Source organism: Marinobacter sp. UBA5687 (genome assembly GCF_002420325.1).
Classification (GTDB): domain Bacteria; phylum Pseudomonadota; class Gammaproteobacteria; order Pseudomonadales; family Oleiphilaceae; genus Marinobacter; species Marinobacter nauticus.
Map to the genome: position 1 here is coordinate 4,900 of NZ_DIHV01000028.1, position 24,305 is coordinate 29,204.

The window sequence follows — 24,305 nt, forward strand, 5'->3', positions numbered from 1 at the left end:
CGCTGGCTGAAACGCATCAGGGCCAATCAAAAAAGGCCGGAGGTGATGCCTCCGGCCTTTTTCGTTTGCGCGCGGCCTGGCCTCAGCGCTCCAGGTACTTGAGTTTGTCGGGCTTACCGTCCCACTCTTCGGCATCTGGCAGCGGGTCTTTCTTTTCAGTGATGTTGGGCCACTTGCCGGCCAGCTCTGCGTTGATTTCAACAAAGGCTTCCTGGCCTGCCGGCAGCTCGTCTTCCGAGAAGATGGCCTCGGCCGGGCACTCTGGCTCGCACAGGGCGCAGTCAATGCACTCGTCCGGGTCGATGACCAGAAAGTTGGGGCCTTCGTAGAAGCAGTCCACGGGGCAGACTTCCACGCAGTCGGTGTATTTACACTTGATGCAGTTATCAGTAACGATAAACGCCATAGTCAGATCCCTGGTTCGTAGAAGATTCAGTCTCATCAGGAGCCTGTCAGTTACCCGGCCCCGTTTATAATTTGGAGCGATATTGTAGGGAGCCCCCCACACTGCCGCAAGCGTTGGCCTGCTATATCGTTATTACCCAGATCAAGTTTGGCGCAGAATGCTGTTATTTTGCCAGTAACTCCTTGAGTTCATAAAGCTGGTTCAGGGCGTCTCTTGGGGTAATGCCGTCCAGATCGAGCTTCTCCAGAGCCTGTTCCACTTCACTCGGCTCGGCCACGGCAAACATGTCGCCCTGGTACACTGCATCCACACTGGCGGTCTTAGCCGCAGATGGCGTAGCCGGTTTCGGCTCATTAACGCTCACGGGCGCCGGCGACGGGTTGCTGCCTGCTTCCAGACCTTCCAGATGCGCCAGCTGGGTTTTGGCGTTGCGGATCACATCCTGGGGTACACCGGCCAGTTTTGCCACCTGCAGCCCGTAACTCTGGCTTGCCGGGCCATCGTGCACATTGTGCAGAAACACGATGGAGTCGTCGTGCTCGGTGGCGGTCAGGTGCACGTTAACCGCATGGTCGAGGTCATCGGCCAACTGGGTCAGTTCGAAGTAGTGGGTGGCGAACAGGGTATAACACCGGATGTTCTTCGCCAGGTGCTCGGCCGTGGCCCAGGCCAGCGAAAGGCCATCGAAGGTGCTGGTGCCGCGGCCCACTTCATCCATCAACACCAGGCTGTGTTCGGTGGCATTGTGCAGGATATTGGCGGTTTCGGTCATTTCCACCATGAAGGTGGAGCGGCCACCGGCTATGTCATCCGAGGAGCCCATGCGAGTGAAGATCCTGTCCACCGGGCCAAGCACGGCGCGGTTGGCGGGCACGAAACTGCCGGTGTAGGCCAACAGGGCAATCAGGGCGGCCTGGCGCATGTAGGTGGACTTACCGCCCATGTTCGGGCCGGTGATCACCAGCATGCGGCGTTTGGTATCCATCAACAGGTTGTTGGGCACAAACGGCTCGTCGAGCAGCTGCTCCACCACCGGGTGCCGACCTTCCTCCACATCAAATCCTGGCTGGTCGGTAAATTCCGGCGCGGTGAAGCGCAGGGACGTGGCTCGTTCGGCGAAGTTGCTCAGTACGTCGAGTTCGGCCAGGGCCTGGGCGGCGTCCTGCAGCGGGGCCAACTGTTCGGCCACGGTTTCCAGGACGTCGTCGTACAGGCCTTTTTCCCGGGCCAGGGCACGGCTTTTGGCGCTCAGTGCCTTGTCCTCAAACTCTTTCAGTTCCGGGGTGATGAAGCGTTCGGCGTTTTTCAGGGTCTGGCGGCGGATATAGTCCACCGGCGCCTGCTCAGACTGGGCCCGGCTGATCTCGATATAGTAGCCGTGCACCCGGTTGTAACCCACTTTCAGGGTGGAAATGCCGGTGCGTTCACGCTCCCGGGTTTCCACATCCAGCAGATACTGGCCGGCGTTTTCACTGATGTTGCGGAGTTCATCCAATTCTTCGTCGAAGCCTTCGGCAATCACGCCGCCATCACGAATCACCACCGGCGGGTTGTCGATGATGGCGCGTTCCAGCAGGTTGGCCAGTTCCGGGTATTCACCGATGACGGTGGCCAGTTTCACGACATGGTGTGAGTTGACCGGTTTCAGTGCCTCCTGCAGTTCTGGCAGGGCATGAAAAGCGTCGCGCAGGCGCGCAAGGTCCCTGGGGCGGGCAGAACGCAGGGCAACCCGGGCCAGAATCCGTTCGATATCACCCACCCGTTTCAGTAGATCGTGCACTGGCTCGTAGTGGAAACCGTCCAGCAGTGCAGATACTGCCTGCTGGCGCTGGCGCACGCGCTCAACATCCCGAAGTGGACGATTCAGCCAGCGTCGGAGCTCCCGGGCTCCCATGGCAGTGGCGGTGCGGTCCATCACCCAGGCCAGGGTGTGTTGTTGGCCACCCATCAGGTTGGTGTCGATTTCCAGATTCCGGCGGCTGGCGGCATCCAGTATCACGGCGTCTTCCCGGCGTTCGCGGGTCAGTTTGCGGATATGTGGCAGCGCCGTGCGCTGGGTCTCCTTGGCGTATTGCAACAGGCAGCCGGCAGCGCAAACGGCCAGGGTCAGGTCTTCGCAGCCAAAGCCGGTGAGATCGCGTACCTGCAACTGCTGGGTGATCACCCGGAGGGCGGTGTCCGATTCAAACAGCCAGGGGCCCTGGCGGCGTACGCCGGTGAAACCCTCAAGGATCTCGGTATAGGGAAAATCTTCGCTGATCAGGATTTCAGCGGGTCGCAGGCGCTGAAGCTCACCCTGCAGGGCTTCAAGGCTCTCCAGTTCCGACACTGCGAACCGGCCACTGGAAATATCCAGTGAGGCAAAACCGAACTGCTCTTTGTGATGGTAGATGGCTGCCAGCAGGTTATCGCGGCGGTCTTCCAGAAAGGCCTCGTCACTCAGCGTACCGGGAGTGACAATGCGCACGACCTTGCGTTCCACCGGGCCCTTGCTGGTGGCAGGATCACCAATCTGCTCGCAGATAGCGATGGACTGGCCCGCGCGAACCATGCGGGCAATGTAGCCTTCGGCCGAATGGAAGGGTACCCCTGCCATGGGAATCGGATTACCTCCGGAATGGCCACGTGCGGTCAGGGTAATGTCCAGCAATTCTGCGGCTTTTTTAGCGTCGTCGTAAAACAGCTCGTAGAAGTCCCCCATGCGGTAGAACACCATCTCGTTCGGGTGTTCTCCCTTGATTTTCAGGTACTGCTGCATCATCGGGGTGTGCTTGGACAGGTCCGTCATAGTTCCTCAATTCTTCCGGGTAAACATCGGCAAGGGTGGTGGCACGCCGTTCGGGATACCAAAACCCGCGATGGTACCACGGTCCGGAGGTGTCGGCAGCCGGTCAGTCACTCAGGGCATCATCAGTCCGGGATAGTCTGTCGCCAGCCTTTGCAGGTCAGCCGGTTCGTCGACGTCGTTCAGGGTTTCGCTCTCCGCCAGCCGCCACCCCAGGGCCGCCAGACGCTGTCGGGTGATGGCGGCCACCTGTTCGGTACTCCAGGGTATATCCGTGAAGAGGGCCGGGCTGAAACGCCGGAGCCCCAGCAGGGCATAGCCGCCGTCGGCGACCGGGCACAGGCAGGCATCGTGGTTCAGGAGGTCGCCGGCCATTTGCCTCAGTCGGTTGGCGTCAAGATCCGGGCAGTCCGTTCCGATCAGGATCACCGGTAAGCCGGCTGTCAGGGCATGTCTGGCGGCTTCCGCCATGCGATGGCCCAGGTCACCTTCGGCCTGGGAAGACAGGATGGCTCGGTCACCAGGGTCCAACTGTTGCCAGTAATCTGCCGCAGGATCCGGGCTGACACAGAGCTCCACCGGGCCGATATTGGCGTCGAGGGCCTGCGCCAGAGTGTGCCGCAGCATGCGGTCTGCCAGCCGGGCGGCACCGGCCTCGCCCAGCGCCGGGATCAGGCGGGTTTTTACCTTCCCGGGCCGGGGTTCTTTGGCGATAACAATAATACGTGTCTGGTTCATCGGTAACGGGCTGCCAGTTGGTCTGCGGGAACGCCGCGCCAATAGGCCCAGCGCAACTGCCACATTAAAAAGATCGTCCGCCAGCCGCCGCGCTGGTCCCAGCGCCGGCCGGAGGTGACCACTCTGTCCCTCAGACACACCGGGGGCGTGATGTGTTTCAGGCGTTTGCAGATTTCCACATCTTCCATCAGTGGTTGTTCCGGAAAGCCTCCGACCTGCTCGAACAGGGTTCGAGTCATAAACAGGGCCTGATCGCCGGTGGCGATGCCGGTCAGTCTCGAGCGCAGGTTCATCATGGCGCCAACGATCGGCAACAGGCCGGAGCGGCCGTCGATACAAACATCAAAACGGCCCCAGCTGGTTTCTGAGCGTGCCAGGTGAGTCATCACTTGCGTGTCCGCATGCTCCGGCAGCCGGGTGTCCGCGTGCAGGAACATCAGGAAAGGCGATTGGCTGGTGCGGGCTCCAGCATTCATCTGGGTTGCGCGTCCGCGGGCAGAGCGGATCAGGGGAACCCCCCTTGCTTCAATGAGACTGTCCGATTTGTCGTCGCTGCCGCCATCCACCACAATGATTTCGGCGCCCCGCTGACGCCAGGTTTCCAGGTGGCTCAGCAGCGGTTCGATACCCTCGATCTCGTTGAGAACGGGGACGATGATTGCGAGCCGGGGATCTTCTTCGCGTATTGGGTGTCGCAACATGGGTTTTGGTGGCCTCCTGAGAGGAGCATATCAGAGCTCGGGGTGGTGAGCATGGCAGGCGGGAGATGAGGTTATGAAACGACTGGTTTTGCTGGGTGCCGGCCACGCTCACATGGTGGCGTTGCGTCAGTTCGCGCGCGAGCCGTTGCCGGAAACGGAGCTGGTGGTGGTGTCACCGTCCCGGTGGCAGTACTACTCCGGGATGATCCCGGGCTGGCTGGCCGGGCACTATCGCCTCGATCAGTGTCGTGTCCTGGTCGAGCCCACGGTGATCGCCGCCGGTGGCAGGCTGGTGCTCGATCGGGCTGTTGAATTGCGGGCAGCCGAGCAGGAGGTCGTGTTGGCAAGTGGTGAACGGGTGCCCTACGATCTGCTCTCTGTCGATGTTGGATCGGCCAGTGACAGTGCCGTGCTGAACGAGCCGGACAGCATGATCCTCGGTGTTAAGCCCGTCGAACGATTTGCTGAAGACTGGCCGGCAACCGAAAGATCCCTGCGCGCCAGAGCGCGCCCGCGCATTGTTGTTCTTGGTGGAGGCGCTGGAGGTGCGGAGATCGCTATGGCCCTGGCCCGGCGATCAGCGGACTGCGACCAGGCGGGCGTTGTTCTGGTGGCCGGCAGCAATGGTGTAGTGCCGGGCTTTCGTCCCCGCTTTCGCCGCCTGGTGCGGCGGGCGCTGATGCGCTGCGGTGTCGAGATTGTTGAGGAGTATGGCGAACCGGTGGTTGATGGGGTCCGGTTGGCTGGTGGGCGACGAATGCGGGCCGATGCGGTTCTGGTATCTACCGGTGGCAGGGCTCTGCCCTTTCTGGAAGCCAGCGGCCTGGCCGTAGACGAAGCCGGTTTTGTCAGGGTAGACGCCAGCCATCGCAGCACGTCTCACCACAATGTGTTTGTGGCCGGAGATGCCTGTAGCCGGGTTGACCAACGGCTGGACCGTTCCGGGGTACACGCGGTTCGTGCCGGGCCGATACTGGCCCGCAATCTTGCGGCTGCGATATCGGGTAAACCGTTGGTGCGTTTCTATCCGCGCAGGTTTTCGTTGTACCTGTTGGCGGCGGGAGACTGCACGGCGATTGGTAGTTATGGCCCCTTGACGTTTTCGGGCGCCTGGGTCTGGAAGTGGAAAGACCGCATTGATCGCGGATTTGTTGACAGTTTTCCCGGAGCCTGAGAATGGCGACGGGCATTACAGGAAACGGGAGAACCGTATGAATGTGACCGACGGACAATTGGCCAAGGCTGGTGACGCGCTGGCGGCGGCGCTTGAGCGCAGGCGGATGACCATCGCTACCGCTGAAAGCTGCACCGGTGGCTGGGTGGCCAAGGTGCTGACTGACCGGGCGGGTTCGTCCGCCTATGTTATGGCGGGTCTGGTGACCTACAGTAACGCCGCGAAGCAGGCCATCCTTGGCGTACAGGCTGATACTCTGGAGCAGTGCGGGGCGGTCAGTGAACCGGTGGTGCGACAGATGGTGACAGGTGCCATACGTGCCACAGGCGTGGATATCGCTGTCGCTGTCAGCGGTGTTGCCGGGCCGGGTGGGGGTAGTGCAGACAAGCCGGTTGGTACGGTCTGGTTTGCCTGGGGCAGCCGGGCTGACAACACCGAAGCCCGGGTAGCGCATTTCGATGGCGATCGGGATCAGGTGCGCCGGCAGTCGGTTTTGTATGTATTAGAAGGAGTTACCGGATTTGTCGAAACCCTGTGAGGATTTTCACCTTTCCGGGGGTTGGTCTCCTTCTGGCCATATGTTTTAATACTGTTCAAATATACAGGAAAACACTGGATGGCTATTCAGGTTTTCTCCGGATTCTGCCGCTTTGGCCAACAAGGTTGAGCGGCCCTGGTAACGAGGGTTTGCAAGAATGGAAGATAACCGCAAGAAAGCACTCGGCGCAGCGTTGAGCCAGATCGAACGTCAGTTCGGTAAAGGTGCTGTAATGAAGATGGGCGACCAGCCCCGTGAGGCGATTCCTGCCGTATCCACCGGCTCCCTTGGGCTGGATGTTGCTCTGGGCATTGGTGGTCTTCCTTACGGCCGGATCGTTGAGATTTACGGCCCGGAGAGCTCCGGTAAAACCACGCTGACTCTGCAGGTTATCGCGGAAGCGCAAAAACAGGGTAAAACCTGTGCCTTTGTGGATGCCGAGCACGCACTGGACCCGGTTTATGCGGAAAAGCTGGGTGTTAACGTTGATGAGCTGCTGGTTTCCCAGCCGGATACCGGTGAGCAGGCGCTGGAAATTGCCGACATGCTCGTGCGCTCGAACGCGGTGGACGTGATCATAGTCGATTCGGTAGCGGCCCTGACCCCGAAAGCGGAAATCGAAGGCGAGATGGGCGACAGCCACGTGGGTCTTCAGGCTCGCCTGATGTCACAGGCACTGCGCAAGCTTACCGGTAATGTGAAGCACGCCAATTGCCTGATGGTGTTCATCAACCAGATCCGTATGAAGATTGGTGTTATGTTCGGTAGCCCCGAGACCACCACCGGTGGTAACGCCCTGAAATTCTATTCCTCTGTGCGTCTGGATATTCGCCGTATCGGTTCGGTGAAAGACGGCGACGAGGTGGTGGGCAACGAAACCCGCGTAAAAGTCGTCAAGAACAAGGTGTCGCCTCCGTTCCGGCAGGCGGAGTTCCAGATCATGTACGGCAAGGGCATCTACCACATGGCGGAAGTGCTCGACATGGGCGTGAAAGAAGGCTTTGTGGACAAATCCGGCGCCTGGTACGCCTATAACGGCGACAAGATCGGCCAGGGCAAAGCAAACGCTTGTAAGTTCCTGGAAGAGAACCTGGATATCGCCAATGAAATCGAGGCTAAAGTGCGTGACAAGCTGATGCCCAAGCCGGTCAAGAAAGAGACGGCGGAGGCTCCTGCTGAAGCCAATGGCGAACTGCTATAAATTCTAAAAAGAGAAAGATAGGGAGGCGTGACATGAAGCGACTGCTGATTGTGGCTCATGCCCCGTCTCCGAATACCCTGAGATTACGGAGCGCCATCGAAAATGGCGCTCGTAATCCGGACATCGAAGCGGTAGAGGTGGTGGTAAAGGCGCCTCTCGAAGCTGGCCCCGAAGACATCCTCGCATGCGACGCCATCATCCTGGGCACCACGGAAAACCTCGGCTACATGTCTGGCGCCCTGAAAGACTTTTTCGACCGCAGCTACTATCCCTGCCTGGAGAAAACCCAGGGCCTGCCTTTTGCCTTTTATATCCGTGCCGGCCATGATGGTACCGGGACCCGCCGAGCTATTGAGACCATAACCACAGGGCTGCGCTGGAAGCTGGTGCAGGATGCACTGGTATGCCGGGGTGAATTCCGGCCCGAGTTTGAAGAGCAGTGTTACGAGTTGGGTATGGCAGTGGCGGCCAGTCTTGACGCCGGCCTGATTTGATCAACTGGCGTAGCGGTTGTAGAAGCCTTCAATACGGGACAGTGCGTTGTCCATCGTTCGTGAGTAGGCATTTTTGTCCAGGCAATAGGCAAACTGCAGACTGACCCGATATCCCGCCTGGTAGGGCTGGCAGGCGATAACCCGGGCGCCGACCCGGGATTCACTGATGTACTTGCCCTCGATATCAAGAAACAGTCGCACACCTACATCCACCGGTCGTGGGCAGAGAACCGCCATACCATAGCGGTTCATGTCCAGGCAGGTAACTGCCACAGGCTGTTTGCCACGGCCGAAGAAACCGCGCTCACGCAGTTGAACCCTCAGGCAGGACGCCGGAAAACGATCCTTGATGCGGCGATCTGCGGAATTATTCGTCATGTTTTCAGTCATCACGTGTCTTGTACTTGTTGTGGCCGGATTCCGTCCGGGAGATGAAGTGTAGTAATCGACGGCTTGCATGAAAAATGACCACGGCCGGATTTGTGACCAAGTTGGCACTTGCGGTCGGCTCTGGCCCCTTTCGATAAAACCGGACGAGGTACGCGACAGACCCGGCCCCAGGCACTACAATGGCGGGCCTGAAATCCGACAAAACTGACCGTTACGGGAAGCCAATTTGAAGTCTCTGCCCCTGCATCAGCTGTATAAAGCCTGCGTCCTCAAAGACCTGCCATTCAAGACCACAAGGCAACTTGAGCCCCTGGCCGAAATCGTGGGCCAGAACCGTGCCCAGGAGGCCGTGCGCTTTGCCCTGGCCATGCCCCATGGCGGCTACAACGTCTATGCCGTGGGTCGGAATGGGCTGGGCAAGCGAACGATGATGCTGCGTTACCTTGAGCATCATGTGGACACGCTGCAGCAAAGCCATGACTGGTGTTATGTCGCCAACTTCGAGGAACCGCGTAATCCCAAGCTGTTGCAGCTGCCGGGAGGTATGGGGACCCAGCTGAAGCAGGACATGGAAAAGCTGATGACCCGGCTGGTGAAAACGATCCCCCAGACTTTTGACAGCGACAGCTTTCTGGAACGCTCGGAGCAGTTGAAGAATGATTACGGCAAGAGGCAGGAAGATGAGCTGGCCAAAGTGGCTGCCCAGGCCAAGCGGAAAAAGGTAAGCCTGACGGTAACCACCCCCGGTGGCTATCGCCTGGTCGCCATGAATGGCGACGAGCCTCACACCGCGGAAAGCTTCCAGGCTCTGACCGAGGAGCAGCGGGACAAGTTTGAGGACTCGATCAACAAGCTCGAGAAGAAGCTGCGCCAGGCGTTGCGGAAGATGGCGGACTGGGAACAGGAATATGCCGACAAACAGCAGGCTCTGAACCAGGAGACCCTGGAGGGTATTTCCGGCCATCAGATTGACGAGCTGGTAGAGAAATATCGTGAACAGCCCGATGTGGTTACTTACCTGGAGGCCGTTCGCAAAGACCTGGTGGATAACCTGGATATCTTCCTGGAAGACGACGAGGAGCAGGCGGCCATTGCCTGGGCCGCACTGGACAAGAGAATGCCCCGGCGCTACCTCATCAATGTGCTGGTGCATCAGAAAACCAATGAAGTACCGGTGGTGGTGGAAGATAATCCCACCTATCACAATCTGTTCGGCTATGTGGAAAACGTGACCTACAAGGGCACGGTCTTTACCGACTTCTCTCTGATTCGGGCCGGAAGCCTGCACAGGGCCAACGGTGGCTATCTGCTGATGGACGCCATCAAGGTGCTGGAGCAGCCGTTCGTATGGGATGGTCTGAAGCGCGCATTGCGATCAAAATCGATCCAGATCAACTCCCTGGAGCGGGAGCTGACCCTCTCCGGCACCATTTCCATCGAGCCGGAGGCGGTTCCCCTGAACGTCAAGATTGTGTTGTTCGGCGATCGGGAAACCTGGATGCTGCTGCAGGAATACGATTCCGAGTTTGCCGAGCTGTTCCGGGTAACGGCGGATTTCGAAAACGAGATGTACCGCACCGAAGAGAGCCAGTTGCTGTACGCCAAGTTCATCTCCAGCCTTGTGGTCGAGAAGAAGCTGTTGCATTGCACCAACAAGGCGGTGGCTCGCATTATCGAGCATAGTGCCCGCATGGCCGACCATCAGGACAGGCTGTCGTTGCATGCCGCCGACATTGCCAACCTGTTGCGAGAGTCGGATTTCTGGGCCCGCCAGGCTGGTGCCAAGCTGATTTCTGAGGTACATGTGGAACGTGCGCTGGAGAGCGCCCGTTACCGCAGCAGTCGCATCCGTGATCAGTTCTATGATTCCATCCGGGACGGTTCCACTCTGGTGACCACCACGGGCACCTGCGTAGGTCAGGTAAACGCGCTTTCGGTATTGTCCACCGGTGGCTTCGAGTTTGGTTTGTCCAATCGTGTGACCGCAAGCTGCTACTATGGAGATGGCGGAGTTATGGACATTGAGCGCGATGTGAAGCTGGGCGGCAATATCCACTCCAAGGGCGTGATGATTCTGAGTTCCTGGCTGGCCTCTCATTTTGCCGTGAACGATCCCATGCACCTGTCTGCCAGTCTGACCTTTGAGCAGAACTATGGCGAGGTGGATGGCGACAGTGCCTCGTTGGCGGAACTCTGTGCGCTGATTTCGGCCTTGTCCGGCATTCCGGTGCGGCAGGATCTGGCCATTACCGGCTCTGTTAATCAGTTTGGCGAGGTTCAGCCGATTGGTGGTGTGAACGAAAAGGTGGAAGGCTTCTATGCCACCTGTGAGCTTAAAGGTGGTCTGACCGGCAGCCAGGGTGTCATCATTCCAACCACCAATGTCCAGAACCTGATGTTGGACAGCGAAGTGGTGCAGGCGGCCCGGGCAGGGCGGTTTGCCGTGTACCCGGTTGCCCGGGTGGAAGAGGCGATTACACTGTTACTGGGCAAGCCGGCGGGCAAAGCCGATGAGAAAGGCAGGTACCCCAAGCAGAGTGTTTTTGGCATTATTCAGCAACGGCTCGAAAAAATGCGCGAGCATGAGCGGCAGGAGCACGCCCGGGACGATCATAAAGATCCGTCCATTCACTGACCGGCACCATAATAAAACGGACAGGAGAGTACAGATCCATGACTGAGATCCAGCAAACTGTGTACGTGGTAGAGGACGATGAAGCCGTTCGTGATTCACTGGAGTTGTTGCTGAAATCCGATAGCAAGCCGGTGAAAACCTACGAAAGCGCCAATGCCTTTCTGAAGGACTATTCCGACAAGATGGCCGGCTGCATCGTGCTGGATATCCGTATGCCCGGGATGGATGGCATGGAGCTTCAGAAGAAGCTTAACGACAAGCATTCGATCCTGCCCATCATCTTTGTGACCGGCCATGGCGATGTGCCGATGGCGGTGGACGCCATGAAAGAGGGCGCCGTGGATTTCATCCAGAAGCCCTACCGTGAAGAGGCCCTGCTGGAGAAGATCGAGGCGGCCCTGGAGCAGGATCAGGAACAGCGTAAATCCCTGGACGAAAAACAGGAAATCATCCGCCGGGTGAAGAGTCTGACGCCCCGCGAGCGGGAAATCATGGACCGCATGATTGCCGGCCAGGCCAACAAGGTCATCGCCATTGAGCTGGAAATCAGCCAGCGTACCGTGGAGATTCACCGTTCCCGCGTAATGCACAAAATGGGCACCCATTCCCTGGCCCATCTGGTACGTATGGTCCTGTCCGTAAAGGACCTTATCGACTAGGACGGCCGGCACCGTCATCATGTCCGAACGTTTTTAACCGGCCGTATTTCTATGACTGAAACTGTCAGTGAGAACTCCGAGGTGACGGTTCTGTTGGTGGACGACAACCCGCAGAACCTGAAGGTCCTCTACGAGACCCTGAAAGACAAAGGCTACCGTTTGCTGATCGCCAACGAAGGTGAGAAAGCACTGGACCTTGCCCACCGACACCACCCTGAAGTCATCCTTCTGGATATCATGATGCCGGAAATGGACGGCTATGAGGTTTGCGAGCGCCTGAAAGCCGACCCGCAAACGGCCGACTGTGCGGTGGTGTTTCTGTCGGCACTGGATGATCTGCAGGCCAAGGTAAAAGGTTTTTCTCTTGGCGGCGCGGATTACATTTCCAAGCCGTTTCAGTCCCAGGAAGTGATTGCGCGGGTGAAAACCCATGCCCAGGTGATTCGCCTTGAGCGTGAATTGCAGGCCCGGAACCGCGAGCTTCAGGGTGATCAGACCCGGATTCTCAATTCCATCAGCGAGGGCATCTACGGCCTCGACGAGAATGGCATCATTGAATTCGCCAATCCCGCTGCGGGTATGATCATGGGTTGCCCGGTTGAAGACCTGATCGGCAAGAGCTTTTTTGATCTGCATTTTTCCACCGCGTCAGATTCGGAAGACAACCTGCCGGTGATGGCTACCTGCCGGCAAGGCGTGGCCGAAAACCAGCGCGATATCCGCATGCTGCGGGCCGACGGTTCCGGTTTCCCCGCGGAATATCGCTCAACGCCAAAACTGGATGACGAAGAACTCCACGGTGCGGTGGTGGTGTTCCGGGATATCACCACCGAGCTGGAAAACGAGCAGGCACTGGAGGATGCCCGGGCCATGGTTCAGGAGCAGCGGGATCAGCTGGCCCACACCTCACGTTTGAGCACCATGGGTGAGATGGCGGCGGGATTTGCTCATGAGGTCAATCAGCCACTGACGGCAATCACCAATTACGCCCGTGTGGCCAAGCGTATGATGGGCAAGGAGCAACCGGATCTCGGTTTGCTGCAGGAAACCCTGGACAAGGTCGAGGCTCAGTCCCATCGCGCCAGCGAAATCATCCGCCGGATCCGGCGATTCATGAAAAAGCCCGCCACCGGTAAGGAAATACTCTCGGTTCCCGGTTTGCTGGAGGATACCCGCCAGTTTGCCGAAGTCGACATGCGCAACAACGAAGGTGGCATCGAGGTGCAGGTAGAGGATTCGCTGCCGGATGTGCTGGCGGACCCCATACAGGTGCAGCAGGTCGCCCTGAACCTGATACGCAATGCCCTGGAAGCCACCCGCAGTGCCGGCGCGGCAACGCCGGTTGAAGTGAGTGCCCGCCGTTGTGGCGACCACTGTGTCCGGGTCCAGGTGCGGGACCATGGCATCGGAGTCGCCGAAGAAGCCGAAGAGAAACTGTTTCATCCGTTTCATACCACCAAAGACGAGGGTATGGGTATCGGATTGGCCACCTGCCGCTCCCTGATTCAGGCTCAGGGCGGCGAAATCGGATACGAGCGACCGGAAGATGGCGGCGCTTGTTTCTGGTTCACTCTGCCTGTTTCCGGAGCAGAAGTAGAGGTCTGCGCTCCGGAGGAATAAGCGCTACAGCCAGTCGATGCGCCCGGTCAGGTGCGGGGCATCGCCTTTCGCATTCAGTAACTGGAAATCCCAGCCATCTTTTCCTGTCTGCCAGTTCAGCATCGCGTTTCCCGGCAGTAGCAGGGGTTTCTTGAACTGGCAACTGGCCCGCACCGGGCCATCCTTCCAGCCCTTCTGGTTCTCCAGCAGCGCCAGTGCCCTTGCTTTGCTCCACATGCCATGGGCAATGGCCCGTGGAAAACCGAAGGCTCTGGCGCTCAGGGCGTGCATGTGGATCGGGTTTCGATCCCCCGAGACTTTGGCGTATTGCCGGCCCAGGTTTTCCGGGGCCTTGATCGCTTCGGAGAATGGGTAGGTTTCCAGCTCCGGTTTCGGTTTGGTGCTGGTTTTACCGGGGCCGTTGGTTATCCGGAACAGGTTGGTACTGACTTCCTCCCAGATCAGGCGTCCTGAGGCTCTCGCTTCCGTAACCAGGTCAAACTCCAGGCCCCGGTCGGTGCGTTTCTGGTTGTCGAGGATAACCTTGAGGTCCAGATTTTCGCCTGCGGCCAGAGGGCGATGCTGGGTGATGCTGTTTCTCAGGTGGACCAACCCCAGCAACGGCAGCGGGAATGCGGGTTCGGTGAGCAGTTTAAGGTGCAGGGGGAACGCCAGGATATGCGGCCAGGTCACTGGCAGGCGGGTTCCCGGCTGAAAACTGCAGACTTTCATATAATCGCGGAGCGCGGGAGAGTCCGTTGTAACGCCCAGAAGACTGGCCTCCAGCCTCGGAATCTGCACCGCTTCGGGGTGGTTCTTTCCGGATTTCGGCAGCAGTGCCTTACCGTACAGAGGCAAGAGGGCAGGGGGCGTGTGGTGATAAACCAGTGGCGCGGACATCGTAGCGTTCTCCTTGGTCGGCCCCGGGGCCGGCATCCGTGTGCATGTCTTGATGGCAATGTGATTTTATATTGGGCGTTGCCAATTTCTGGTACAACTGTGCGTATGTGGCCTGATATGCTCTAATGTACGACGAAAGTCTGGCAAACCCGGCCAGATCTGGCATTGACCTGGCGTGCTCCGGGCCCTGTCCGGCGGGTCAAAGTAGTAACCAATAAATAAAAAAGCGGGATACTATGCAGGAACTACGTGATGCAGGCGTGATGCTGCGCCTGATATACGAGGCGATGAAGCGAAGAGGTATTGATACCGACGCCATCTTCAGCCGCCTTGGCGTTAACGAGCAGTACGTATACACGGATCAGCTAAGGACTCCCCACAGCGCCCAGCTCTATTTCTGGCAGGCGGTGGAGGATGTATCCGGTGACCCCGACGTTGGTTTGCACCTTGGGCCATTGCTCCCCGCCTACAAGGGGCAGGTACTGGAATACCTGTTCCTGAGTAGTCCGACGTTTGGCGAGGGGTTGCGCCGCGCCCAGAATTATCAGCGCTTGCTCAGCGATGCCGCCAACACGGATTTTTTCGTGGCTGGCGATGAAGCCTGCATGGTTCTGGATACCGCCTCAGACGATGTTCGCCGTCTGAAACACTTCAATGAGTGTTTTGTTCAAGGCCTGATTACCTTCTTCAAATCCATTACCGACGGCAATTTCTACCCATCCCGGATTGAGTTCGAGCATGATCGGGAGCAGGGTCAGGACCATGTTCGTGAGGTGTTGGGGTGTGAGGTGGTGTTCGGTGCCGAGGAGAACCGGCTTTATTTCCCCGCCGAATTGCTGTCCCATGCATCGCCTCATGCGGAACCCGAACTGTTGGCCCTGCATGAACGCTTCGCCAGTGAGCAGGTGGCCCGCCTCGAGAAGAAGGACATTGTTGGCCAGGTGGAGCGCATCATCGCGGAATTGCTCGATAGCGGCGAAGTCACGCTTGATGCCGTGGCTGAGCGTTTGGGGATCAAGCCCCGGACCCTGCGAACCCGGCTGACCGAGGCCGAGACCAGTTTTAATCAGGTATTGGCGGATTTCCGCTACCGTCTAGCACGGCAGCTACTGGCCACCACCGATGAATCCATTGATGAAATTGTCTACCTGACCGGCTTTTCAGAACCCAGTACGTTTTATCGGGCGTTCAAGCGCTGGTCTGGCATGACACCGATTGAATACCGCAAGACCGCCCAAGGCAAGGATGCAATGGTTGATGCCATGTAAGTGGCGATTCAGGCAAATCTGAAAAAAGTTTGGGAAAATCGTTGACATAAACGAGGGCCTCTTTATAATTCGCCCTCGTTGTCACAGAGCAGTCGCAAGACAGCTCAGGCAGCTACGCGGAGCGGTAGTTCAGTTGGTTAGAATACCGGCCTGTCACGCCGGGGGTCGCGGGTTCGAGTCCCGTCCGCTCCGCCATTTTTACCTCCCCTTAAGTCTTCTCAGTTTTTCCTGATTCTCAGAATCTTTCGATGTTCGCCCGGGCTGATGCCATGCCATCGCTGGTATGCCTTGTGAAATGCCGGAGGGTTGGCAAAGCCGAGCAGCCAGGCAATTTCTGCCAGCGAGCTGTCGGTTTCCTTCAAGTAATCCCAGGCCAGTTGTTGGCGGGTAGTGTCCAGTAATTGCCGGAATCCACTGCCTTCTTCGGCCAGCTGTCGTTGCAGTGTCCAGGGCGTCAGGCCCATTTTTGCGGCCAGAACGTCCACCGACACCTTGCCACCCACCAGTAATGGCGCCATGTGATGGCGAGCGCGATCGGTAATTCTCCACCCTCGCTGGATTCGCTGCAGTTCCTGTTCGCACAGGTTCACCAGTTTCTCATTCATGCCTCTCTGGGCCTGTGCCGGTACCAGTTCCCAGATTGAAGCCTTGATCCGGATATCGTTTGTCGGAGCCCCGAATTCCACAGGGCATCGGAACCAGCTCTCGAACAGGTCGTCCTGGCCAATGGATGGGTACTCAATCCGGACACGCTCCAGTACATCGTAGCGGCCAGTCATGTGTCGAATCAGTTGGGTCCAGGCGGCCAGCACAGAATCCACGACAAAATAGTTGTATTGGTTGTAGGGGCGAATGGAATAGAAGCTCACGGTTTTCATTGCGCGCTGAAAGCTGGGAGCCCCGCGGGAATTATGGCTGGTGAGGAGTGAATATCGCACCAGCAATTCAAGTGCCCCGGCGACTGTCCCGGCGGTTTCGGCGGCGAGCCCCGCGATGCCGGCGTCGACCGGGCGTGACAGCGCCCCCATGCGCAGCCCCAGCGCCGGATTCCCCGTGGCTTTGATAGCGGCGTGGCCCAGTCGCATGAATCTGGGGATGCTGATACGGGCATCGACGGCTGCCTGTTCCGGAGCGCTCAGATGGAACCGTGCTTTCAGCTGTTCCGCATCTCCACCTTCGGCAGCAACGGCCCGCAGTAGTACGGACACGTAGAGCAAGCTGATATCGCCCAGAGCATTCCGGGCCGGCGTTCGGGATTTGATCATGGGCCTATTATTGATGTTGTTCAGGGATAATCAAATGTTATTTTTGGATATTGTTGGCGCAGAGCAGGGTCGGTAGTGTTATGCCCATAACAAATGGGCGGATGTCCCGATACCTGATCAGATGAGGAGAATTTCATGACCACTGCTTCCGGCGAGAGCAAATACCCGAATCTTCTGAAGCCTCTTGATCTGGGCTTTACCACGTTACGCAACCGTACCCTGATGGGGTCCATGCACACCGGCCTTGAGGAAGTGAAAAACGGTTTTGAGCGCCTGGCTGCTTTCTACGCTGAGCGCGCCCGTGGCGGCGTTGGTCTTATCGTGACTGGTGGTATAGGCCCGAATACGGAAGGTGCGGTATTCCAGCATGCGGCCAAGATGAATACCGAGGAAGAGTCCGACAAGCACAAGGTCATCACCAAGGCGGTTCACGACGAAGGTGGCAAGATCTGTATGCAGATTCTGCATGCTGGCCGCTACGCCTACTCTCCGGAGCTGGTGGCACCCTCTGCTATTCAGGCGCCCATCAACCCTTTCAAACCCAGGGAGCTGGACGAAGCCGGTATCCAGAAGCAGATCGACGATTACGTGAATTGCGCCGCTCTTGCGCAGCGGGCCGGCTATGACGGTGTCGAGATCATGGGTTCTGAAGGTTACTTCATCAACCAGTTTATCGTCGCTCACACCAACCACCGCACCGACCAGTGGGGCGGCAGCTACGAGAACCGTATCCGTCTACCGCTGGAGATTGTGCGCCGGGTCCGTGAGCGGGTGGGTGAGAACTTTATTATCGTCTACCGGTTGTCCATGCTGGACCTGATTGAAGACGGCAGCACCTGGGAAGAAGTGGTTCACCTGGCCAAGGAAATCGAGAAAGCCGGAGCCACCATTATCAACACCGGTATCGGTTGGCACGAAGCCCGTGTTCCGACCATTGCCACCTCGGTGCCCCGGGCTGCATTTACCAAGGTAACAGCGCGCCTGAAGGGCGAGGTCAGCATTCCCCTGGTGACCACCAACAGGATTAACATGCCGGATGTCGCCGAAAAAGTCCTGGCGGACGGCGATGCCGACATGGTCTCCATGGCCCGGCCGTTCCTGGCCGATGCTGAGCTGGTGCTGAAGGCGGAGCAGGATCGTGCCGACGAGATCAACACCTGCATCGGCTGTAACCAGGCTTGTCTGGATCATACCTTCAGCGGCAAGCTGACCTCCTGCCTGGTCAACCCGCGGGCCTGCCATGAAACCGAGCTGGCTTACGTTAAAGCGGCGCAGCCCAAGTCCATCGCGGTAGTCGGTGCCGGCCCTGCGGGCCTGGCGTTTTCCACCGTGGCCGCGGAGCGTGGTCACAAGGTGACCCTGTTTGATGCCGGCAGCGAAGTCGGTGGCCAGTTCAACGTGGCCAAGCGTATTCCGGGCAAGGAGGAATTCTACGAAACCCTGCGTTATTTCCGGAAAATGCTCGACAAGACCGGGGTCGATGTACGTCTGAATACCCGGGTTTCCGCCGAGGAACTCAAAGCGGGTGGTTTCGATGAAGTGGTTCTGGCTACTGGTGTGGAACCCCGCACTCCGGATATCGAGGGCATTGATCGCCCGAACGTTATCGGTTACCTCGACGCCCTGTTGGAGCGCAAGCCGGTGGGCCAGCGAGTGGCGGTGATCGGTGCCGGTGGTATCGGTTTTGATGTGTCCGAGTTTATTGTCCACAAGGGCGATTCTCCCTCGCTGAATACCGAACACTTCATGAAGGAGTGGGGCGTGGACCTGTCGGTAGAGCATCGCGGCGGTATCCAGGGCGTTACGGCGGAAGTGCCGGCACCGGCTCGCGAGGTCTATCTGCTGCAGCGTAAGGCCTCCAAAGTGGGCAAGAATCTGGGCAAGACCACAGGCTGGATTCACAGAACCTCGCTGAAGAATCGCCATGTTCAGATGGTGCCGGGGGTGACTTATCGCAAGATCGACGATGAAGGTCTGCACATCACGGTTACGCCGAAAGGCTCGGAGCAGGGTGAGGACAAGATCCTGCCGGTGGATACCATCATTGTATGTGCTGGTCAGGAGCCGCTTCGTGAGCTGCAGGCCGGTGTTGAGGCTGCGGGCATTCCGGTTCACCTGATTGGTGGTGCCGATGTGGCGGCAGAGCTGGACGCCAAGCGGGCCATTAACCAGGGTAGCCGGCTCGCTGCGGAAATTTGATCACAAATCGTTGCAGTTTTTCTCTGTGCTTCGGCACTTGTCTGGCTAGACTATGTCGGAAAGTGTTTGAATTGGAACCAAAGGGCGCTGGCGAGCGTCCGGAACTGAGATTCCCGGGGCACGGAGAAGGTTGATGGTAAATGCCAGCCAGGCCGCTGAAGGTTATTCGGCGGTATTTTTTATGGACGGTAGCCAGGTTGCCCGGCAGATGAGGCTGTCGGAATTTGGCGCTTTCCTGGATGGCTATGTCGGTCTGTCAGACCTGGCCGAGACTGATGTCCGGGCGGTTCTCGTCAATCTCAGCACCGATCTGAATGTGCGTTCTCTGGTGTTCTTCCGCATCTGGTTTGATGAGGAGGGGCGCGCAGACAGCCACTGGAATGTCCCCATTGAAGCTCTGGCAGAGCAGGGCGCCAAAGGCCCCAACATGGGGGGCGGCCCTATCAGGCTGGTGTGTCGTAGTCAGTGTCCGGATCCGGAGTTTGCCAATGAGCTCTGGGACCCGGACATGACCCCCGGCAACAACCATTTTCAGGCCATTCGCAAGGCGGTTGACGCCAATACTCTCCGTTTTCAGAAGATCGAGCCCGAAGAAGAGAATATCCCGGTACTCACGGCCCCGACCCCGCAATCGAATAGTGACGATGGTAGCCGTGACCGCGCGCGTCTGGCTCAGGTCCTCCGCGAGCAACGGCTCAGAATCAAGACGCTCCAGAGCGTCCATCGGGATTCACTGGCTGACCTTCAGCGTGAGCATCGCAATGAAATGCAGGGGCTGCGCAGTGAGCTGGCGGACCTGGAGCAGCGACACGAACGCCTGAAACTGACCAACGAGCAGTTGAAAAAACGCCTGTCCCAGCGCAATGAGCAATACCTGAGCATGCAGGAAAAAATGGCGGAGGGCAGTGCCGAGCAAGGCAGGGAAGATGCCAATGCCAATGCCGAGACGGTGTTGTTGAGGGAGCAGTTGGAACGCAAACAGCGGGAGCTGGAATTGCGAGACGACAAGATCGTGGCTCTGGAGCAGGAGAACCATGAACTCCGCCATCGCCAGCCTCCGGAAGATTCCCTGCTGGAGCAGCTGCGCACCCAGGCGGTATTCCTGGTGGCCTATCACCCTGGTGTCGGGCATATTACTTTGCCCTACGAAGACATCGACACTTACTTCGGAAACCCGCTGGCCTATGCCGCAGAGCGCTGTGGTATGAATGAGCCTGCCTATCGGGAATGGCTTGCCCACTACGAACACCCCGTATGCAAACATGTTGATGACGAAGGCAAAGCCTGTGGCGAGCCCATCATGCGCGTGACCCAGCCTGCCGAATTTGAGCCCGGACAGGACGACCGCTGCGACCAGCACAAGGCCTGATCGGTATCTTTTTTCAGAATCTGCCCGAGTTTCGTTAAACTGTTTCCTGTTTCATTCAGAGACCACGGGACACTTCATGGACCAGTTCAGGAATATCGGCATCGTCGGGCGCATGGGCAGCGTCAAGGTGGTGGAGTCTTTACGGCAGCTCAAGCAGTACCTTACCGCCAACAATTACCATGTGATCATCGAGGAAGACACTTCCACCATGATTCCTGGTCATGGTCTGCAGGTGGCCAGCAAGAAGCTCCTGGGTGAGATCTGTGATCTGGTGATCGTGGTCGGGGGTGATGGTAGCCTGCTGGGCGCCGCCAGGGAGTTGGCCAAGTCCAAGATTCCGATTCTTGGCGTGAACCGCGGTCGACTGGGATTTCTGACCGATATCTCGCCGTCAGATCTTGAAGAGCGCCTGGCCCGGGTTCTTGAGGGCGATTACATCGAAGAATCCCGGTTTTTGCTGGATGGCCATGTTGAGCGTAATGGCCAGCCATTGGGGTATGGCTCGGCATTGAACGACGTGGTTCTGCACCCGGGTAAATCTACGCGGATGATTGGCTTTGACCTGTTTATCGACGGTCATTTCGTCTACAGCCAGCGTTCAGATGGTTTGATTGTGGCGACGCCCACCGGCTCCACGGCCTATTCGCTGTCGGCTGGTGGCCCGATCATGCACCCGAAGCTGGATGCGGTGGTGCTGGTGCCCATGTTCCCCCACACCCTGAGCAGTCGACCGATCGTGGTGGATGGCAAAAGCGAAATCAAGCTGGTGATCGGCGAAACCAATGAAACCTATCCACAGGTCAGCTTCGATGGTCAGATGAACATTGCCTGTGCCCCGGGAGACATCATCCGAATCACCAAAAAACCATTCAAGATCCGTCTGATTCATCCCACCGATCACAATTTTTACGCGACCTGCCGGGACAAGCTGGGCTGGGCAAGCGAAATAGCAGCGAGTTGATCATGGCGGCAATCAAGACAACGGCACATCGCGGCTACGACGTTATTGGTGACATCCACGGCTGCGCCCATACCCTGGAGCGATTGCTGGAGCAGATGGGGTATCGGAAGCGGAACGGCATATACCAGCACCCCAGCCGACAGGCCATTTTTATCGGCGATATTATTGATCGTGGGCCGAGAATACGGGAAGCGTTGCATCTGGTGCGTGACATGGTGGAGCACGGCTTTGCCCGAATTGTCATGGGCAACCACGAGTACAACGCACTGGGTTACTGCACCCGGGCACGGCCAGGCAGCGGCAAGAAGTTTCTGAGGGAACACAATGCCCGCCACGATCGGCTGATCAAGGAAACCCTTGAGCAGTTTGATGCGTATCCACATGAATGGAACGAATTTCTGGAGTGGTTTTACAGCATTCCGCTGTTCATTGATGAGGAAGGCTTTCGCGTGGTGCATGCCTGCTGGGATCAGACCCTGATTGATCAGTTCCGCCAGAGCCAGGGCGGCGCCTGTATCGACGAAGATTTCCTGCACGCCTCGGCGGCCATCGAATCCTTCGCCGGGCAGGTGATGGATACCCTGTTGCGCGGAACCGACCTGCGCCTGCCGGAAGGGATGTCCATTACGGGCCGGGATGGCTACGTCCGGCAGTTCTTCCGTACCAAGTTCTGGGCAGACGACCCGCAAACCTATGCAGATGTGGTGTTTCAGCCGGATCCGCTGCCGCCGGAGGTGGCCAGCAGGACTTTGCGCGAGGAGGAGCGCAAGCAGCTGATTACCTATCCACTGGACGCGCCGCCGGTGTTTGTCGGGCATTACTGGATGGAGGGTGCCCCCGCTCCGCTCAAGCACAATGTGGCGTGTATTGATTTCAGCGCCGTGAAGTATGGCAAATTGGTGGCCTATCGGTTTGATGGGGAAAAAGTGCTCTCTTCGGACAAATTTGTCTGGGTTGATGTTGACCGGCCGGAGCAGCCCGATTACCCGACCAGCGAAGATAGTGTCGCCCGCTAACACCAGAGAGGTAGTTTTGGATAGTCCGTCGTCTTCCCCGATCACTCCTGGCGGCCGCTGGCAGCCTGCGCCCCGCCATGCTCCTTTTGTCATTGGCGTCATCGTGGTTGCCGTGGTGATGGTATGGCTGACCGGCATGGGGCAGAGCAATTTTGCCGCCGCTATGATGATTGTCGACCCCCGGCCGTTCAGCTGGGATACCTTCAGCACACTGGCCGGGCGCCTGGAAGCGCTCTCTATGACCCTTTCGGGAGGCCAGGTCTGGAGGCTGCTGACGCCGGATTTCCTGCATTTCAGCTGGACCCATATCATCTTCAACTCGGTGATGCTCTGGTTCCTGGGCAGTCAGATCGAATGGATGGACGGCCGGGCACGGCTGGTAGGACTGTTTCTGGCCACCAGTCTGGCGTCCAATCTTCTACAGTATCTGGTGTCCGGCCCGCTGTTCGGCGGGCTCTCGGGGGTGGTGTACGGCATCCTCGGTTATTGCTGGTTGAGCCAGCGAAGACTGCCGCGTTTCCAATTCCCGCCGGCACTCGTGACCTTTGCGCTGGTGTGGATGATCATTGGCTTTACGCCAGTGCCGGAGATGATTGGCGTGGGTCGCATGGCCAATGAGGCACACCTGGGCGGCTTTCTGGCCGGGTTGGCGATGGCGGCGATCATGCCTCCTCGTCGATACCGAGGCTGAAACAAAAAAAAGCCCCACCAAAAGGTGAGGCTGTTAAAAGAGCTTTTAGCTCCTGATGAGAGAGACCAAATGATACGACCGTTGTCATTTGGTGAATTAATGATAATCGTTATCATTTTTAATTGTCAAACGGTCTTGGCATTTTTTTATATGAAGAAACGTTCAGGAGGCGGGAATGACATACGAAGAACTGATTGAGCGGCTGGACCCGACGGTTTACCGCAACCTGAAACGGGCCATTGAGCTTGGTAAATGGCCAGATGGTCGCGCGCTGACCCGTGAGCAGCGCGCTATCAGCCTGGAAGCGGTGATATATTATGAAGAAAAGCACAACATCCCGGAAGAACAGCGAGTGGGATACCTGGACCGTGGCGAGAAAGCCGGTACCGCTTGCGATCCGTCTGTGCAGTTCCGCAAAGATCGCCAGGGCAACAACGATGTGGACCCCGATCAGTTTGTTGAGGTCAAGGTTTGAGCGAATCCATTGATGTAACCGGTCGGCTTCGTAAGATGCCGGCCGAGGCCGGCGACCCGGTGGCCTACAACCTGGCTATCGGCGACAAACGCATTACCCTGAATGACCTTATTGGTCATAAGGTGCGGCTGAATTTTGATGGCGTGATTCGCTGTATTCATTGCGATCGCACCACCAAAAAGAGTTTCAATCAGGGCTACTGCTATCCGTGTTTCCGAAAGCTGGCCGCCTGCGACAGCTGCATCATGAGCCCGGAAAAATGCCACTATCACCTGGGTACCTGCCGGGAGCCGGAGTGGGGCGAGGCCAACTGCATGGTTGAACATGTCGTGTATCTGGCCAATTCCAGCGGCTTGAAAGTGGGTATAACCCGGGCCACCCAGGTACCGACCCGCTGGATTGATCAAGGGGCGGTAACGGCGATACCGATGCTGCGGGTCGCCAGCCGTTACCTGTCTGGTCTGGTAGAAGTAGCGTGCAAGAACCACGTGGCTGACCGCACCAACTGGCGAGCCATGCTAAAGGGTGATGTGCCGGAGCTGGATCTGGTGCAAGAGCGTGAGCGGCTGTTGGACTTGATCGCAGACGACCTGGCGCAATTGCGGGCGCAGCATGGTGAAGACAGCATACGAATTGTGGACGAAGCCACACTTGGGCTGGGTTATCCGGTTCAGGTATGGCCGGCCAAGGTGAAAACCCATAATCTGGACAAAACGCCGGAAGTGGAGGGCTTGCTGGAAGGTATCAAAGGCCAGTATCTGATGCTCGACACCGGTGTAATCAATATCCGCAAATTTACCGGCTATGAAGTCCGGTTCCGGGTTCTTGACTGAATCCGCCA

The 24,305-nt window shown here is 58.0% G+C and carries 22 protein-coding genes and 1 tRNA gene; 16 read left to right on the forward strand and 7 right to left on the reverse strand.

Features of this window, described 5'->3' with window-relative positions:
- Nucleotides 1-82: 82 nt before the first annotated feature.
- The 4 genes from fdxA to B3Y70_RS02930 all read right to left on the reverse strand — a co-directional run bounded on the left by fdxA (nucleotide 83) and on the right by B3Y70_RS02930 (nucleotide 4,630).
- A complete protein-coding gene (gene fdxA, locus B3Y70_RS02915) occupies nucleotides 83-406 on the reverse strand; it encodes a ferredoxin FdxA (RefSeq protein ID WP_011785560.1) in 324 nt (107 codons plus the stop codon).
- Between the two features lie 163 nt (nucleotides 407-569).
- Nucleotides 570-3,194, reverse strand: coding sequence for a DNA mismatch repair protein MutS (mutS, locus tag B3Y70_RS02920; RefSeq protein WP_286715193.1), 2,625 nt, complete (start codon nucleotides 3,192-3,194; stop codon nucleotides 570-572).
- 111 nt (nucleotides 3,195-3,305) lie between these two features.
- Nucleotides 3,306-3,929, reverse strand: coding sequence for a TIGR04282 family arsenosugar biosynthesis glycosyltransferase (locus B3Y70_RS02925; RefSeq protein ID WP_286715195.1), 624 nt, complete (start codon nucleotides 3,927-3,929; stop codon nucleotides 3,306-3,308).
- Entirely contained in the window at nucleotides 3,926-4,630 is a 705-nt protein-coding gene (locus B3Y70_RS02930; protein ID WP_286715197.1) for a TIGR04283 family arsenosugar biosynthesis glycosyltransferase, read from the reverse strand. The genes B3Y70_RS02925 and B3Y70_RS02930 overlap by 4 nt, the downstream gene beginning before the upstream one ends.
- Nucleotides 4,631-4,703: 73 nt before the next feature.
- Between B3Y70_RS02930 and B3Y70_RS02935 the strand changes: the two genes are divergently transcribed.
- The 4 genes from B3Y70_RS02935 to B3Y70_RS02950 all read left to right on the forward strand — a co-directional run bounded on the left by B3Y70_RS02935 (nucleotide 4,704) and on the right by B3Y70_RS02950 (nucleotide 8,037).
- On the forward strand, nucleotides 4,704-5,804 hold the full coding sequence (locus B3Y70_RS02935; RefSeq protein ID WP_286715199.1) for an FAD-dependent oxidoreductase: 1,101 nt from the start codon (nucleotides 4,704-4,706) through the stop codon (nucleotides 5,802-5,804).
- A gap of 37 nt (nucleotides 5,805-5,841) precedes the next feature.
- Nucleotides 5,842-6,342, forward strand: a complete 501-nt coding sequence (locus B3Y70_RS02940; protein WP_014420967.1) for a CinA family protein — start codon at nucleotides 5,842-5,844, stop codon at nucleotides 6,340-6,342.
- Nucleotides 6,343-6,499: 157 nt separating this feature from the next.
- Nucleotides 6,500-7,543 carry a recombinase RecA gene (gene recA / locus B3Y70_RS02945; RefSeq protein WP_011785554.1) on the forward strand — a complete coding sequence of 348 codons (1,044 nt, stop codon included), beginning with the start codon at nucleotides 6,500-6,502 and terminating at the stop codon, nucleotides 7,541-7,543.
- Between the two features lie 32 nt (nucleotides 7,544-7,575).
- On the forward strand, nucleotides 7,576-8,037 hold the full coding sequence (locus tag B3Y70_RS02950; protein WP_014420968.1) for a flavodoxin family protein: 462 nt from the start codon (nucleotides 7,576-7,578) through the stop codon (nucleotides 8,035-8,037).
- On the opposite strand, the gene B3Y70_RS02955 is transcribed toward B3Y70_RS02950, so the two are convergent.
- On the reverse strand, nucleotides 8,038-8,415 hold the full coding sequence (locus tag B3Y70_RS02955; RefSeq protein ID WP_031210250.1) for a PilZ domain-containing protein: 378 nt from the start codon (nucleotides 8,413-8,415) through the stop codon (nucleotides 8,038-8,040).
- Between the two features lie 238 nt (nucleotides 8,416-8,653).
- Here B3Y70_RS02955 and B3Y70_RS02960 point away from each other — a divergent pair, with 238 nt between their 5' ends.
- The 3 genes from B3Y70_RS02960 to B3Y70_RS02970 are packed head-to-tail and all read left to right on the forward strand — an operon-like array spanning nucleotide 8,654 to nucleotide 13,341.
- Nucleotides 8,654-11,062 (forward strand): Lon protease family protein, encoded by a 2,409-nt coding sequence (locus B3Y70_RS02960; protein ID WP_011785551.1) that lies wholly within the window; start codon nucleotides 8,654-8,656, stop codon nucleotides 11,060-11,062.
- Between the two features lie 38 nt (nucleotides 11,063-11,100).
- A complete protein-coding gene (gene fixJ / locus B3Y70_RS02965; RefSeq protein ID WP_014420970.1) occupies nucleotides 11,101-11,721 on the forward strand; it encodes a response regulator FixJ in 621 nt (206 codons plus the stop codon).
- A gap of 51 nt (nucleotides 11,722-11,772) precedes the next feature.
- On the forward strand, nucleotides 11,773-13,341 hold the full coding sequence (locus B3Y70_RS02970) for a response regulator (protein ID WP_023009323.1): 1,569 nt from the start codon (nucleotides 11,773-11,775) through the stop codon (nucleotides 13,339-13,341).
- 3 nt (nucleotides 13,342-13,344) lie between these two features.
- Here the strand turns inward: B3Y70_RS02970 and B3Y70_RS02975 are convergent, their stop codons facing one another.
- A complete protein-coding gene (locus B3Y70_RS02975; protein WP_288589171.1) occupies nucleotides 13,345-14,220 on the reverse strand; it encodes a MaoC family dehydratase in 876 nt (291 codons plus the stop codon).
- Nucleotides 14,221-14,456: 236 nt separating this feature from the next.
- Here B3Y70_RS02975 and B3Y70_RS02980 point away from each other — a divergent pair, with 236 nt between their 5' ends.
- Entirely contained in the window at nucleotides 14,457-15,488 is a 1,032-nt protein-coding gene (locus tag B3Y70_RS02980; RefSeq protein ID WP_014420974.1) for an AraC family transcriptional regulator, read from the forward strand.
- A 118-nt stretch (nucleotides 15,489-15,606) separates the two neighbouring features.
- Nucleotides 15,607-15,683: transfer RNA gene (locus B3Y70_RS02985), tRNA-Asp, on the forward strand.
- Nucleotides 15,684-15,706: 23 nt separating this feature from the next.
- Here B3Y70_RS02985 and B3Y70_RS02990 read toward each other — a convergent pair.
- Nucleotides 15,707-16,753, reverse strand: coding sequence for an AraC family transcriptional regulator (locus tag B3Y70_RS02990; RefSeq protein ID WP_288589172.1), 1,047 nt, complete (start codon nucleotides 16,751-16,753; stop codon nucleotides 15,707-15,709).
- A 135-nt stretch (nucleotides 16,754-16,888) separates the two neighbouring features.
- Here B3Y70_RS02990 and B3Y70_RS02995 point away from each other — a divergent pair, with 135 nt between their 5' ends.
- The 7 genes from B3Y70_RS02995 (at nucleotide 16,889) to B3Y70_RS03025 (ending at nucleotide 24,297) form a co-directional block, all read left to right on the forward strand.
- Complete coding sequence (locus B3Y70_RS02995) at nucleotides 16,889-18,952, forward strand: NADPH-dependent 2,4-dienoyl-CoA reductase (protein ID WP_222179949.1); 2,064 nt, start codon at nucleotides 16,889-16,891, stop codon at nucleotides 18,950-18,952.
- A 133-nt stretch (nucleotides 18,953-19,085) separates the two neighbouring features.
- A complete protein-coding gene (locus B3Y70_RS03000; RefSeq protein WP_011785546.1) occupies nucleotides 19,086-20,321 on the forward strand; it encodes a DNA repair ATPase in 1,236 nt (411 codons plus the stop codon).
- 76 nt (nucleotides 20,322-20,397) lie between these two features.
- The gene (locus B3Y70_RS03005) at nucleotides 20,398-21,282 is read left to right on the forward strand and encodes an NAD(+) kinase (protein WP_011785545.1); all 885 of its coding nucleotides are present in this window, start codon (nucleotides 20,398-20,400) and stop codon (nucleotides 21,280-21,282) included.
- 2 nt (nucleotides 21,283-21,284) lie between these two features.
- The gene (locus B3Y70_RS03010; protein WP_113878887.1) at nucleotides 21,285-22,298 is read left to right on the forward strand and encodes a metallophosphoesterase; all 1,014 of its coding nucleotides are present in this window, start codon (nucleotides 21,285-21,287) and stop codon (nucleotides 22,296-22,298) included.
- Nucleotides 22,299-22,314: 16 nt separating this feature from the next.
- The gene (locus tag B3Y70_RS03015) at nucleotides 22,315-22,989 is read left to right on the forward strand and encodes a rhomboid family intramembrane serine protease (protein ID WP_170155414.1); all 675 of its coding nucleotides are present in this window, start codon (nucleotides 22,315-22,317) and stop codon (nucleotides 22,987-22,989) included.
- A 175-nt stretch (nucleotides 22,990-23,164) separates the two neighbouring features.
- Nucleotides 23,165-23,464, forward strand: a complete 300-nt coding sequence (locus B3Y70_RS03020; RefSeq protein WP_121206950.1) for a YeaC family protein — start codon at nucleotides 23,165-23,167, stop codon at nucleotides 23,462-23,464.
- The gene (locus B3Y70_RS03025) at nucleotides 23,461-24,297 is read left to right on the forward strand and encodes a DUF2797 domain-containing protein (RefSeq protein WP_121206949.1); all 837 of its coding nucleotides are present in this window, start codon (nucleotides 23,461-23,463) and stop codon (nucleotides 24,295-24,297) included. Before B3Y70_RS03020 ends, B3Y70_RS03025 begins: the two co-directional genes overlap by 4 nt.
- Nucleotides 24,298-24,305: the final 8 nt, after the last annotated feature.

Bases quoted from the DNA above. Each gene is read 5' to 3' on its own strand.
- fdxA (WP_011785560.1), bottom strand. From the start codon at position 406: ATGGCGTTTATCGTTACTGATAACTGCATCAAGTGTAAATACACCGAC.
- mutS (WP_286715193.1), bottom strand. From the start codon at position 3,194: ATGACGGACCTGTCCAAGCACACCCCGATGATGCAGCAGTACCTGAAA.
- B3Y70_RS02925 (WP_286715195.1), bottom strand. From the start codon at position 3,929: ATGAACCAGACACGTATTATTGTTATCGCCAAAGAACCCCGGCCCGGG.
- B3Y70_RS02930 (WP_286715197.1), bottom strand. From the start codon at position 4,630: ATGTTGCGACACCCAATACGCGAAGAAGATCCCCGGCTCGCAATCATC.
- B3Y70_RS02935 (WP_286715199.1), top strand. From the start codon at position 4,704: ATGAAACGACTGGTTTTGCTGGGTGCCGGCCACGCTCACATGGTGGCG.
- B3Y70_RS02940 (WP_014420967.1), top strand. From the start codon at position 5,842: ATGAATGTGACCGACGGACAATTGGCCAAGGCTGGTGACGCGCTGGCG.
- recA (WP_011785554.1), top strand. From the start codon at position 6,500: ATGGAAGATAACCGCAAGAAAGCACTCGGCGCAGCGTTGAGCCAGATC.
- B3Y70_RS02950 (WP_014420968.1), top strand. From the start codon at position 7,576: ATGAAGCGACTGCTGATTGTGGCTCATGCCCCGTCTCCGAATACCCTG.
- B3Y70_RS02955 (WP_031210250.1), bottom strand. From the start codon at position 8,415: ATGACGAATAATTCCGCAGATCGCCGCATCAAGGATCGTTTTCCGGCG.
- fixJ (WP_014420970.1), top strand. From the start codon at position 11,101: ATGACTGAGATCCAGCAAACTGTGTACGTGGTAGAGGACGATGAAGCC.
- B3Y70_RS02970 (WP_023009323.1), top strand. From the start codon at position 11,773: ATGACTGAAACTGTCAGTGAGAACTCCGAGGTGACGGTTCTGTTGGTG.
- B3Y70_RS02975 (WP_288589171.1), bottom strand. From the start codon at position 14,220: ATGTCCGCGCCACTGGTTTATCACCACACGCCCCCTGCCCTCTTGCCT.
- B3Y70_RS02980 (WP_014420974.1), top strand. From the start codon at position 14,457: ATGCAGGAACTACGTGATGCAGGCGTGATGCTGCGCCTGATATACGAG.
- B3Y70_RS02990 (WP_288589172.1), bottom strand. From the start codon at position 16,753: ATGATCAAATCCCGAACGCCGGCCCGGAATGCTCTGGGCGATATCAGC.
- B3Y70_RS02995 (WP_222179949.1), top strand. From the start codon at position 16,889: ATGACCACTGCTTCCGGCGAGAGCAAATACCCGAATCTTCTGAAGCCT.
- B3Y70_RS03000 (WP_011785546.1), top strand. From the start codon at position 19,086: ATGGTAAATGCCAGCCAGGCCGCTGAAGGTTATTCGGCGGTATTTTTT.
- B3Y70_RS03005 (WP_011785545.1), top strand. From the start codon at position 20,398: ATGGACCAGTTCAGGAATATCGGCATCGTCGGGCGCATGGGCAGCGTC.
- B3Y70_RS03010 (WP_113878887.1), top strand. From the start codon at position 21,285: ATGGCGGCAATCAAGACAACGGCACATCGCGGCTACGACGTTATTGGT.
- B3Y70_RS03020 (WP_121206950.1), top strand. From the start codon at position 23,165: ATGACATACGAAGAACTGATTGAGCGGCTGGACCCGACGGTTTACCGC.